The sequence below is a fragment of the Anabaena sp. EIM26 genome (assembly GCF_057568715.1).
Genome location: NZ_CM172472.1, coordinates 5,187,762 through 5,199,905, shown reverse-complemented (window position 1 = coordinate 5,199,905; position 12,144 = coordinate 5,187,762). Strand labels below are relative to the sequence as shown.

11 protein-coding genes are annotated in these 12,144 nt (G+C 40.1%); 7 read left to right on the top strand and 4 right to left on the bottom strand.

Features of this window, described 5'->3' with window-relative positions:
• Window positions 1-18: 18 nt before the first annotated feature.
• The 4 genes from AC012T_RS22615 (at window position 19) to AC012T_RS22600 (ending at window position 3,591) form a co-directional block, all read left to right on the top strand.
• Window positions 19-1,713: an iron uptake porin gene (locus tag AC012T_RS22615; RefSeq protein ID WP_487060965.1), complete on the top strand. Its 1,695-nt coding sequence runs from the start codon at window positions 19-21 to the stop codon at window positions 1,711-1,713.
• Between the two features lie 169 nt (window positions 1,714-1,882).
• Entirely contained in the window at window positions 1,883-2,581 is a 699-nt protein-coding gene (locus AC012T_RS22610) for a Uma2 family endonuclease (RefSeq protein ID WP_487060963.1), read from the top strand.
• Between the two features lie 166 nt (window positions 2,582-2,747).
• Window positions 2,748-3,299, top strand: coding sequence for a J domain-containing protein (locus AC012T_RS22605; protein WP_487060961.1), 552 nt, complete (start codon window positions 2,748-2,750; stop codon window positions 3,297-3,299).
• Window positions 3,300-3,318: 19 nt separating this feature from the next.
• Window positions 3,319-3,591, top strand: a complete 273-nt coding sequence (locus AC012T_RS22600; RefSeq protein WP_487060959.1) for a DUF3143 domain-containing protein — start codon at window positions 3,319-3,321, stop codon at window positions 3,589-3,591.
• 152 nt (window positions 3,592-3,743) lie between these two features.
• Here AC012T_RS22600 and AC012T_RS22595 read toward each other — a convergent pair whose 3' ends face one another.
• The 4 genes from AC012T_RS22595 to lysA all read right to left on the bottom strand — a co-directional run bounded on the left by AC012T_RS22595 (window position 3,744) and on the right by lysA (window position 7,186).
• On the bottom strand, window positions 3,744-3,959 hold the full coding sequence (locus tag AC012T_RS22595) for a hypothetical protein (RefSeq protein WP_487060957.1): 216 nt from the start codon (window positions 3,957-3,959) through the stop codon (window positions 3,744-3,746).
• Entirely contained in the window at window positions 3,946-4,695 is a 750-nt protein-coding gene (gene uppS / locus AC012T_RS22590; protein ID WP_487060955.1) for an undecaprenyl pyrophosphate synthase, read from the bottom strand. The genes AC012T_RS22595 and uppS overlap by 14 nt, the downstream gene beginning before the upstream one ends.
• Entirely contained in the window at window positions 4,692-5,690 is a 999-nt protein-coding gene (gene cdaA / locus AC012T_RS22585) for a diadenylate cyclase CdaA (protein ID WP_487060953.1), read from the bottom strand. The genes uppS and cdaA overlap by 4 nt, the downstream gene beginning before the upstream one ends.
• An 89-nt stretch (window positions 5,691-5,779) precedes the next feature.
• On the bottom strand, window positions 5,780-7,186 hold the full coding sequence (gene lysA, locus AC012T_RS22580) for a diaminopimelate decarboxylase (protein WP_487060951.1): 1,407 nt from the start codon (window positions 7,184-7,186) through the stop codon (window positions 5,780-5,782).
• A 240-nt stretch (window positions 7,187-7,426) separates the two neighbouring features.
• On the opposite strand from lysA, the gene AC012T_RS22575 reads away from it, so the two are divergent.
• The 3 genes from AC012T_RS22575 to rimI all read left to right on the top strand — a co-directional run bounded on the left by AC012T_RS22575 (window position 7,427) and on the right by rimI (window position 11,934).
• On the top strand, window positions 7,427-9,898 hold the full coding sequence (locus tag AC012T_RS22575) for an ankyrin repeat domain-containing protein (RefSeq protein ID WP_487060949.1): 2,472 nt from the start codon (window positions 7,427-7,429) through the stop codon (window positions 9,896-9,898).
• Between the two features lie 54 nt (window positions 9,899-9,952).
• The gene (locus AC012T_RS22570) at window positions 9,953-11,320 is read left to right on the top strand and encodes a serine/threonine protein kinase (protein WP_487060947.1); all 1,368 of its coding nucleotides are present in this window, start codon (window positions 9,953-9,955) and stop codon (window positions 11,318-11,320) included.
• Window positions 11,321-11,397: 77 nt separating this feature from the next.
• Window positions 11,398-11,934: a ribosomal protein S18-alanine N-acetyltransferase gene (gene rimI, locus AC012T_RS22565; protein ID WP_487060945.1), complete on the top strand. Its 537-nt coding sequence runs from the start codon at window positions 11,398-11,400 to the stop codon at window positions 11,932-11,934.
• The last annotated feature ends 210 nt before the right edge of the window (window positions 11,935-12,144 follow it).

The window sequence follows — 12,144 nt, the reverse complement described above, 5'->3', positions numbered from 1 at the left end:
TGTATCAGTGAGGATGTGATGTTAAAAGTTTTATTAGGTTTAGTCTTAACAACCCCAATAGTTTTGATTTCTCCCGTCGCAGGGGCGGGTGAAATAGGAGAAAATGATGATTTAGCACAAGTAAATTCCGTATCTCAGTTGTCTGATGTACAACCAACAGATTGGGCTTTTGGTGCTTTACAATCTTTAGTAGAAAGGTATGGCTGTGTAGCAGGTTATCCCAACGGAACATTTCAGGGAAACCGCGCCATGACTAGGTATGAATTTGCTGCGGGTTTAAATGCTTGTTTAGATAGAGTGAATGAGCTAATAGCCACATCAACTACCGATTTAGTTAAAAAAGAAGATTTACTTCATATCCAACGGCTAAAAGAGGAATTTACCCCAGAATTAGCAACTTTACGCGGACGGGTGGATACTGTAGAAAATCAAACAGCAATTTTAGAAAGTCAGCAATTTTCCACAACTACAAAGCTTTCTGGTGAAGCTATTTTTGCAATTACTGATGTTTTGAGTGGGGATAGTGATCCCTTTGGAGTTGGTGTACCTCGCAATAGCACGATCTTTGCAAACAGAGTCAGGCTTAACTTAACCAGTAGTTTTACAGGGCAAGACGAGCTAAAAATTAGACTCCAAGCAGGTAGCACTCCACACCCCCAAAGGGCTGGCGGTTTTCGCTATGGTGCAGATCCCTTTATCGCTTCATTAGGAGGTAGACAAACCACACCGGAAGGAGGACAAACCTTTAACCAAGAATTTCCTGATGATGCAGGTAATGTAGAAATAGGAACTATCAGTTATAAGTTTCCCATAGGTAATAAATTACGCGCCGCCGTGTTTGCGAACCGGGGTGAACACGTAGACTATTTACCGAATGTGTTTAGTACAGTTGGTGATGAAGATGGGGGTTCTGGATCACTTTCCACCTTTGCTCAATATAGTCCTATCTACCGCATTATTTCCCAAGGTGCGGGTTTAGGGTTGAATTATGAATTGAGTCCTGCTATTAACTTGAGTTTAGGATATTTAGCCCCAAACGCTAGTAGTCCAGAAGATTTAACACCCAGTAGTAGTAATGGGACAACGGCTGGAGGTTTATTTGATGGTCGCTATTCAGCTTTAGCACAATTAACCATCCAACCCAGCAGAAATTTAGCTTTTGGCTTAACTTACGTCAACGGTTATACCGCAGGAACACCGACCTTCCTGAATGATGTGGGGACAATTTCTGCAAATTCACCAAGTTTAATTTCCGATAATTCCCGACGAGAAATTAACGCTTATGGTGTAGCGGGGTTGTGGCGGGTTTCTCCTAAATTTGCCATCAATAGTTGGTTTATGTATACCAATCAACAAGGTAAATCAGCAGGAAGTGATAATGAGAGTGCAGATGTTTACAGTTATGCGATCGCACTCGCCTTTCCTGATTTGGGTAAAAACGGTAATCTGGGAGGTATTATCGTCGGTGTTCCCCCCTATGCGACTCGTTCCGGTGTTGTTCCCTTATATAGACCATTTTTAGGTGGTGCAACTGACGTAGTTAGTACCATTCCTAATCGTTCCACACCGTTGCATCTGGAAGCTTTCTATAAATATAAATTGAATGATAACATTTCTATTACACCTGGTGTAATTTGGCTAGTTGCTCCCAACCAAACCAGTAATAATCCTGATGTCGTCATTGGTACGGTAAGAACTACCTTCACATTTTAATGGATCAAGGTAGCGATATTAGGACTTACGCACGAAGTAATCAAAAACCTGATTCTTTCGTAGAAGTAATTCATGTAGCTTGCTTGCCCGTTGCGGTATTAACCCTACTTTCGTGATGTTTTGCGTAAGTCCTGTTAATCTAAAAATAGATCCCCACCAACTTGCAGCTATGACCGTTACCCAAGATATTGAACCCGGTTTAGATGTATTATTTCCTCCCAGTAATATAGAAAGTGACGAACCCCCCTTGGAATCATCTTTACACCTACAGCAACTGCTACTACTAATTAAATGCCTAGATTGGTGGTGGCACGATATAAATAAATTTAATAACTATTTTGCTGCTGGGAATATGAGTGTTTACTACAGTCCTCAGCAAATTAAAACTAAAGACTTTCGAGGTCCAGATTTTTTCGTGGTAATGGATACAGAAAATCATCCTCGTGATAGTTGGGTAGTCTGGGAAGAGGGAGGTAAATATCCTAATTTAATTATCGAATTGCTTTCTCCCTCCACTGCAACCACAGACAGAGGTTTGAAAAAACAAATTTATCAAGATATTTTCCGCACTCCTGAATATTTCTGGTTTGATCCTAAAACCTCAGAATTTGCTGGTTTTATTTTGCTTGGTGGTAAGTATCAACCTATAGAACCGAATCCCCAAGGTTTATTATGGAGTCAGCAACTAAGTTTATACTTGGGTGTCCATGAAGGTAAATTGCGTTATTTTGTACCAGAAGGACAGTTAATGCTGACACCAGAAGAATATGGAGTAGAAGAAAAACAAAACGCTGAACGAGAAAGACAAAGGGCTGAACGTTTAGCAGCCAAACTTAGAGAATTGAATATTGATCCTGAAAGTTTGTAATTTTGGCATTTCATACTCTGATTCAGCAACGTTAAGATTACATCAGATGCTAGACCTGTTGTCTATTCTTCCTTATTCCTTGATTCTTGACTCCTGACTCCTGAATTCTGTTCGATAAAAGATTTAAAATATAAAAAAACATTTTTGAGCAAAGTGAATCGAAGCCGTGAGTCAAAACGGGACAAATTTACAAAGCGGCAAAACTACATATTACTCCCTGCTAGGACTGCATCCTTCCGCGTCAGTGATTAATATCCGTCGCGCCTATAGGGAATTGAGTAAACAGTATCATCCAGATACCACAGAATTGCCTGCTACAGTTGCTACTGCCAAATTCCAACAAATTAACGAAGCTTACGCCACCCTCAGTCATCCAGAACGGCGTTTAAGTTATGATTTGAAGATTGGCTATTCTCGCTTTGGGGTAATTCAAGCACCAACGGATTTAAACCATTCCGTACATAAGCCTTATGATTTCTCAAAATCAATGTATCTGGATGCAAGCGATCGCCCTCTATCATCTGGAGAAATATTTGTATTATTTGTTTTAGGATTAACTATTGTGGGTTGTTTGCTACTAGCGATCGCTATTGGTGTCATTCGTGGTGAAGCTAGTTTACTTTCCCCAAGTCTCAACCCCAACACACAACAGCAAATCACCTACATCTATCCACTAAATACCCCTGCAAGTAAAAATTCAAAACTCATCATTTCTTAATCCAAAATCTAAACTTGTTATGCCTATTCCCCCCTCCAGCACACCTTTATATAGCCATCCTTTACCACAAATTGAACAATGGTTAAAAGACCAAGGTTGTCAACAAGATGAAAACGAACTACACTGCTGGCGATTGCAAAGACCTAGTTGGGAAGCGGAACTCTGGCTAGATATCGAACAAATTACAGTGCGATATATCCAAGCTGGAGAAAACAACAAAGATATCCAACGTTCCTTTAAATATTCTCTGAGTCGGGAAGATATAGAACAAGCCGTTTTTTCTGGCCCCTAAATTTCGTCGTCAGAATCAGGATTTACCAAATTGAAGGATTGGCGAGATTTAATTATTTATATATTTTCTGGATTTTTTCATCCTGTTAATCCAGAGTATCCTGATTTTAGACATTTATCTTCAATGTATTTCTTTTTATTTTGTGTAAGTATTCAGGATAGATCCAAGTCAGGAAAATAAAGACTTTTCAAGTCACATTTAATGATTTTGATAAAATCTTGCTTCTCTCTATTCTTCATTTCATAAGTATTCTGACTCCGAACTCCGAACTCCGAACTCCGAACTCCGAACTCCGAACTCCTGACTCCTGACTCCTGACTCCTGACTCCTGACTCCTGACTCTGATATTTTCGTCTAAACTTTCCCAAACCGTCTTTCTCTTTGTTGATAGGCAGATAAAGCCCGGTGAAACTCTTTTCTGTCAAAATCTGGCCAGAGAGTATCAGTGATATAAATTTCTCCATAGGCCATTTGCCAAAGGAGAAAATTAGAAAGTCGCATTTCCCCACTGGTACGAATTAATAAATCTGGATCTGCTATTCCTGCTGTGTAGAGATGAGCTTCAAATACTTGTTCAGAAATTTCTTCCGGCTTGAGTAAACCTTCTTTGACCTTTTGAGCGATCGCACGACAAGCCTGTAAAATCTCCTGTCTGCCCCCATAATTTGTGGCTACCGTAAACCGGATACTGCGATTATCCTTAGTTTCTGCCATTGAGCGAGAAATTTCCTCTTGGAGTGCGTTTGGCAAAGCTTGCAAATTGCCCACAAACTGAATCTGCACATTCTCCTCTACCATTTCCCGCAGTTCTTGCCGCAAAACACGCTGGAACAGAGTCATCAAAAACTCCACCTCTTCCTGTGGCCTTTTCCAGTTCTCCGTCGAAAAAGCGTAAGCCGTCAGCGCCTTAATTCCCCAATCCCTACAACAGCGCAGCAAATCTTTGATAGCATCAACACCAGCTTTATGCCCCATAATTCGGGGTAGACCTTGACGTTTGGCCCATCGACCATTGCCATCCATAATCACCGCAACGTGCTGGGGAAGTAATTCTTTTTTTAAATCTAAAGGTAAATATTGCAGTTCAGTATGTTGTGTTGTCATTTTTCGGTCTTATTTTTTTGGCGAGAAGCAGTCGTGTCCTTGGGGGGAAGCAAACTACGTGTAGCGCGTCCTTGGCATAGCCTTTCGTAAAGAAGAAATGGTAATCCAACTAAACGTGAAGCCAGCGCTAGTATCTGACCACCAATTTGATTAACCAAACTTAAAAGACCAGGTGCTACGGCTTCCCGATCCACAGTTGGCGAAAATCGAGCCTCTAGAGACTCTTTTAGCTTTTTAATCGTCAGTGGTCTATATAGGGTTCCCCGTTCTGCTAAGGAAATAGAACCCGTTTCTTCTGATACAACGACACAAATGCAATTTTCGACCCGCTCAGTAATTCCCATCGCTGCCCGATGGCGTGTACCCAACTGACGGGAGGCTGTACGTCCCGAAAGTGGTAGAATTATACCCGATGACACAATCCGCGAACCACGGATCAAAGTTGCTCCATCATGTAACAAAGTTTTTGGCTGAAAAATTGTTTGTATCAGTTCTTTAGAAACCTCTGCATTTAACTTTACTCCAGGTACAGAAAAATCTCGTTCATCAATTGGCCCTGAAGTTTCCAAAATCAACAAAGCACCAATCCGATTTTTTGACAGTTCTTTGACAGCATCAACAATTTCATCAATTACGCTATCAGATTTAGGAACTGCCAAGCGGTTGGGTTGAAATAGCTGCCGGAACTCACCCCTTCCCAATTGTTCTAAAAATCGACGAAACTCTGACTGGAGTGCTACCGCCATTGCTACAGCACAACCAATTACTAGCTTTTCTAGAACAAAATTGAGTAGAGGTAGACCTAAAGTACCGCTGAATGCTGAGGCGAGCATTAAAACAATAAATCCGCGCACCATCCACAGCGTCCGGCGTTCACTAATAATCACCAGGATCATGTATGTCAGCGCCAGCACCAACACAATATCCAGAGTCCCAAACAGCAAGGACTGTGACCATCCCAGGTTTATCAGCCATTGCTTCCACCAATCTCTCATGACATCTGGATTCTAATAGTCATTAGTCACTAGTCATTAGCCATTAGTCATTGGTTCTTAGCTAATGACCAATGACCAAGGACTAATGACTATTTCAGTCTTTCTGGTAGGCAATCTTGTCGAATTATGTCTTGATAGGTTTCGCGCTGCAAAATTAAATTTGCTTCGCCATTCGCCACTAAAACAGCTGCCGGTCGGGGCAGACGGTTGTAGTTAGATGCCATACTGTAATTGTATGCACCAGTTCCCATAACTACGAGAATATCGCCTGGTTCAGTTTTTGGCAGTTGAGCATTTTTAATCAGAATATCTCCTGATTCGCAATGTTTACCCGCCAATGTGACTGTTTGGGTGAAAGCAGCAGACATTTTATTAGCAACTACTGCTCGATAAACTGATTGATATGTGATAGGACGGGGATTGTCAGACATTCCCCCATCAATCGTTACATAAGTACGAATATCGGGAATGACTTTAGCTGAACCAATAGTGTAGGCGGTAACGCAAGCTGTCGCAATCAGCGATCGCCCTGGTTCACATAATAATTTAGGTAAGGGCAGATTTTCAGCAGCACAAGCTTGTTGAACTACTTCACAAATTGCCTTTGACCATTCTTCAATGCTAGGGGGATCATCTGACTCTGTGTACCTAATCCCTAAGCCACCACCAACATTCAATTCTGTCAATTCTAAATTATATTTGGCCGCATCCCGCAACCACTGTACCATTACAGCGCCCAAATCTCGATGGGGTTGACGTTCAAAAATTTGCGAACCAATATGAGCGTGTAATCCTACACAGTTTAAACCAGGTTGTTTGCTAACAAAGGCAAATACCTGATCTAAATCATTGGGATCAAAACCAAATTTACTATCTAAATGTCCAGTGCGAATATATTCATGGGTATGGCATTCGATCCCCGGAGTCAACCGCAACATAATACGGATAGTTTGGAGAGACGTTCCAGAGAAAGTTTCTGCAATGTTTACTAAGGTATGTAACTCGTGCCAGTTATCCGCAACAATGGTACAACCTGACTCAATGGCTAAAACTAATTCATCACGAGATTTATTATTGCCGTGCAGGTAGATTTTATCTGGACTAACACCGGCTTTTAAAGCAGTGTAAAGTTCACCACCGGAAACTACATCTATTCCTAAACCTTCTGAGGCGGCGATCGCACAAACTGCTAGACAATTCCAGGCCTTAGAAGCGTACAATACTTGAGATTCACCTTTGTAGTATTGTTTGAATGTATCCCGGTATTGCTGACAAGCTGTCCGCAGAGTTGCTTCATCCAAAATATATAAAGGTGAACCAAACTGCTCAACCAGCTTTGTGACATCACACCCACCGATTTCTAGGGAATCATGATCATTCACTCTAGCACTCAGAGGTAAAAGTTCTTGGTTAGGTGAAAGTGTTGTGTGGCTAAGATTTTGAGGTAAATATTGATTGCCAGAAGGTTGAACCACGACGGGTTGAGTCGATACCATAAGTAATTAAGAGTTTTCGTTAAATAAAATTACGGGCATAATCAAGTTTCCCGACTTCCAGTTTACAACCTGACTGGTCACTGGTTATTTCCTCTTTGATTAGGAATCAACAGGGAGAAAGCCGCACAAGAATCCTTTTCCCTTTTTCCTTAACCATTGGCCTGACTATTAAACAATCACCAGTCCCCATCCATCTACTTAAAACTACAGCGATCGCTATCTTAAAACAAAGGAAGCTTTATGGAACTGCTGCATGAGTCAGGCTACATTATCGCTGAACGTTATCGCATCATTGAGACTTTAGGACAAGGTGGAATTGGGACAACATACCAAGCAGAGGATTTACAAAATAGCCAGCGAGTGGCACTAAAAGCCTTATCTCTCAAGGGTATGTCTGACTGGAAAATGACAGAGTTATTTGAACGGGAAGCCCGTGTATTGTCTGTTCTCCATCATCCAGGCATTCCTAAATATATAGATTATTTTCAGGTAGACACAGAAAGCAATCGCGGTTTTTACATAGCCCAACAACTTGCTCCTGGAAAGTCTCTAGCTGTGTTGGTAGAAGCAGGTTGGCACGCTAATGAAGCCGAAGTTCGACAGATAGCTATTCAGATTTTAGAAATCTTAGTCTATCTACACAAACAAACACCACCTGTTATTCACCGAGATATCAAGCCACAAAATATCATCCGTGATGAAAAGGGGCAAATCTTCTTAGTTGATTTTGGTGCAGTACAGGATACCTATCAGAGTACATTTGCCCGCAGCAGTACAGTAGTAGGAACCTTTGGCTATATGGCTCCTGAACAGTTTCGGGGACAAGCTGTTCCCATAACCGATCTTTATGGATTGGGTGCCACCTTACTATTTCTACTCACACACCGTTCTCCTGCTGACTTACCTCAAGATCGACTCAAGATTGATTTTCGCTCACGAGTTCAAATTTCTGGAGATTTTGCTGACTTCTTAGAAAAGCTACTTGAACCGGATGTAGAAGATAGATTTGTTTCAGCAAAAGAAGCCTTAGATGTACTCCGTGGTAAGCGAAATTTAGCCGGTAAATCAGGTGTAGGTTTATCTTGGAAAACTTTATTAGGAGTGGGAGTTGCTGGAATTGTTGGGTTTCTTGTACTCAATTCCTTCAAATATACCATCTTGAAATCTATAGGCATTAAACCAGAAATGTGTGAGCCAATCAGAAATAGCCAAACCGATTTTGTCAGGAGTTATCTCAACCAAGGTGGTGATGCCAACAATATTGATCCTCATTTTAATAATTCTTTGTTGAATTGCGCTTTACAATACAATAAAAAAGACATAGTAGAAATACTGATTGCTAAGGGCGCTGATGTTAACGCTAAAACCAATTGGGGTCAAACTCCTTTACACCATGTACATAGTAGGGAGATGGCTGAACTACTGATTGCTAAGGGCGCTGATGTTAATGCCAAAACCAATTGGGGTCAAACTCCTTTACACAATGTAGATAGTAGGGAGATTGCTGAACTACTGATTGCTAAGGGTGCTGATGTTAATGCTCAGGATAATCAAGGTCAAACTCCTTTACACAATGTACATAGTAGGGAGATTGCTGAACTACTGATTGCTAAGGGCGCTGATGTTAACACTAAGAATAATCAAGGTCAAACCCCCCTACACTTGTGGCTACAATACACCTCAAACAACTCAAACAACACAAAAGAGATTGCTGAACTACTGATTGCCAAAGGTGCTGATGTTAACACTAAGAATAATCAAGGTCAAACACCCCTACACTTGTGGCTACAACAATACAACTCAAACAATAAAAAAGAGATTGCTGAATTACTGATTGCTAAAGGTGCTGATGTTAATGCTAAGGATAATCAAGGTCAAACCCCCCTATACTTGTGGTTACAACAATACAACTCAAACAACAAAAAAGAAATTGCTGAATTACTGATTGCTAAAGGTGCTGATATTAATGCTAAAACCAATGGGAGTCAAACTCTTGTACAAAAAGCTTTTGAGAATCAAAACTTTAGCGCAGTTGTATATTTGATTGAGAAAGGAGCGCAGTTAAGCAATGAGGAAATAAAAGCCAAGAACAACCAAGGTTATACACTGCTACACTGGGCTGCATACTATGGCAGCAAGAAAGTAGTAGAGTTACTGCTGGGTAAGGGGGCAGATGTTAATGCTAAAGATGAACGGGATGCTACACCGTTACACTGGGCTGCATGGTATGGCAGAAAGGAAGTAGTAGAGTTACTTCTGGGTAAGGGGGCAGATGTTAATGCTAAAGACAACCAAGGTTCGACTGCATTGGAAAGAGCAATCTCTTTGAAGGAAACTAAGCGTTACAACAATGAGTACAAACAAACAATAAAGCTGCTAATTGCTAAGGGGGCAGAGATAAATATTAAGGATATATTGGGCTATGAAAGAACACCGTTACATTTAGCTGCAATAGCCAACTGGCCGGATGTAGCAGAGATGCTCATCTCTAAAGGAGCAAAAATTAATGTTAAGAATGTCTATGGTAGAACTCCTTTACATAATGCAACCAGTAATAGCAGCAAAGATGTAGTAGAAGTACTGCTTGCCAAAGGCAAAGGTTTAGAGGTTAATTCTAGAGATAATAATGGGTTTACTCCTTTAGGATTGGCTGAGGCAAATAATCGCTCAGATATAGTCAAATTGCTCAAAAGCCACGGAGGAATCGAATAAAAACCTGATTTCTCCAATTTAAATTTTGAATTTCTTAAAAAGAGAGGCTTCTGCATGGAAATGCTACATCAGCCAGGGGAAATAATCGCTGAACGTTATCAAATTATCAATATTTTAGGTCAAGGTGGTATTGGCATTACCTATCAAGCAGAAGATATCCAAAAGCATCAGCAAGTCGCACTTAAAGCTTTAGCACTTCGTCGCATGACAGAATGGAAAGTTCTAGAATTATTTGAACGAGAAGCTAAAATTCTGGCTCAACTTAATCATCCTGCTATTCCTCAATATATAGATTACTTTCAGGTAGATGCAGAAAACGATCGCGGTTTCTATATTGCCCAACAACTTGCTCCCGGAAAATCCCTTGCTGTTTTAGTAGAAAATGGCTGGAAACCTAATGAAATTGAAGTTAAAGGTTTAGCTATTCAAATCTTAGAAATTCTTGTTTATCTCCACAACTTAACACCACCTGTTATTCATCGGGATATCAAACCGCAAAATATCATCTTACAAGAGAATGGGCAAATTTTTTTAGTGGATTTTGGTGCAGTTCAAGATACCTATCAAAATACCGTTACTGGAGGTAGTACAGTAGTGGGAACTTATGGTTATATGGCTCCAGAACAATTTCGGGGACAAGCAGTATTATCTACTGACTTATATGGTTTAGGAACAACACTTCTTTTCCTGTTAATGCAAAAATCTCCTGCTGATTTACCACAACGAAAGCTGAAAATAGATTTTCGTTCCCATGTCCGTATTTCTCAAGATTTTGCCGACTGGTTGGAAAAGATGATAGAACCAGTGATAGAAGACCGATTTCCTGGAAGTAATGAAGCTTTAGCCGTTTTGCGGGGTGAACAAGCGATTACCAATTACTTTTCACAAAAGCACCGCAGACCAAAAAATACTATCATTAGCTTGACTGAAACTGACCAAAATCTAGTAATAGAAATTCCCCCTGTATGGTTAACTACACCTCACAGCCGATTATTTGCTCTTATACCCATAATGTGGAACGGTTTTTTATTACTACTACTATGGATAGTTGCTGCTTCTAATTTATCACTCAGTTTCTCTGGTATTTTATTCCTAATAGTATTTGGAAGTATTGGGATATCAATACTAGGCATTTTCTTATTTAGCGCAGCATTTCGCACACGAATAGAGATTAATCAACAGCATTTCCAACTAAAGCGATGGTTTCTATCTATTTGTTATCAGCAAGTACAGGCGAATACATTAGATATCACAGAAATCAAGCTTAATCCTATTGGTTTGAAAATGAATAAACAGCCAATTACAGTTTGTTTGTTAAGAATAAAGTTATTTAAACATCGTTTTGGCACTTTTTTAATGCAGCCGGAAAAAGAATGGCTGATGGGAGAGATCAGCCATTTTATTTCACATTCCGCAGGTTAAGCTAGATATAGCCTGTTGTAGACATTGCTTGAAGCAAGTACTGTTGGTATTTTTGTCATTTTTCGATCCTTTTAAACGTGATTTTATTAGATTTAAAAATTAAATCCTTGACACCTGAGCATTTAAGTGAATTGCTTGCACTCGATCATGCTTGTTTTGATGGTTTATGGACAATGGATGGCTACCGCAGAGAGTTAGAAAGTCCTAATAGTCATTTTTTGGGTTTATTTTCCCCATTTTCTCATTCTGAACTGCTGGGAATGGGTTGTTTTTGGTCAATTTTAGAAGAAGCACATATTACAATTTTGGCAATTCATCCTCAATATCACCGTCAAGGGTTAGGACAGGCTTTATTATATTCTTTACTCAAAACAGCAAGCGATCGCGGTTTGGAGCGAGCTACCCTCGAAGTTAGAGCTTCCAATGAGGGTGCGATCGCTTTATATCAAAAATTTGGCTTCAAAACCGCTGGCAGAAGACCGCGCTATTACAAAGATAATGATGAAGATGCGCTGATTCTTTGGCTTTCTGACCTACAACAGCCAAAATTTCTCAAAATGTTGGCAGATTGGCATACTATAGTTAGCGATCGCCTCAGCCAATCTGATTGGTAATTGGAGGCAGCGGAGCATGAGAGATGACTTTTACCCTTGTTACCGGTTCCTTTTTCTCTTCCCAATCCCCCTAATGAGAAAAAATACAATTTTTATGCAACTAATTTTAATCAGAATTTTAAACTAAATTTAGTCTTTTGATAACCTAATCTTATAGATTAGGTTATTTTCTTGACAATATGACACTATATATGATATTTATTTTTGTTT

What these genes read in the sequence shown, in the direction of transcription:
- uppS (WP_487060955.1), bottom strand. Translation starts at nt 4,695, where the DNA reads ATGACAACACAACATACTGAACTGCAATATTTACCTTTAGATTTAAAA.
- AC012T_RS22570 (WP_487060947.1), top strand. Translation starts at nt 9,953, where the DNA reads ATGGAAATGCTACATCAGCCAGGGGAAATAATCGCTGAACGTTATCAA.
- lysA (WP_487060951.1), bottom strand. Translation starts at nt 7,186, where the DNA reads ATGGTATCGACTCAACCCGTCGTGGTTCAACCTTCTGGCAATCAATAT.
- AC012T_RS22600 (WP_487060959.1), top strand. Translation starts at nt 3,319, where the DNA reads ATGCCTATTCCCCCCTCCAGCACACCTTTATATAGCCATCCTTTACCA.
- AC012T_RS22610 (WP_487060963.1), top strand. Translation starts at nt 1,883, where the DNA reads ATGACCGTTACCCAAGATATTGAACCCGGTTTAGATGTATTATTTCCT.
- AC012T_RS22575 (WP_487060949.1), top strand. Translation starts at nt 7,427, where the DNA reads ATGGAACTGCTGCATGAGTCAGGCTACATTATCGCTGAACGTTATCGC.
- AC012T_RS22615 (WP_487060965.1), top strand. Translation starts at nt 19, where the DNA reads ATGTTAAAAGTTTTATTAGGTTTAGTCTTAACAACCCCAATAGTTTTG.
- cdaA (WP_487060953.1), bottom strand. Translation starts at nt 5,690, where the DNA reads ATGAGAGATTGGTGGAAGCAATGGCTGATAAACCTGGGATGGTCACAG.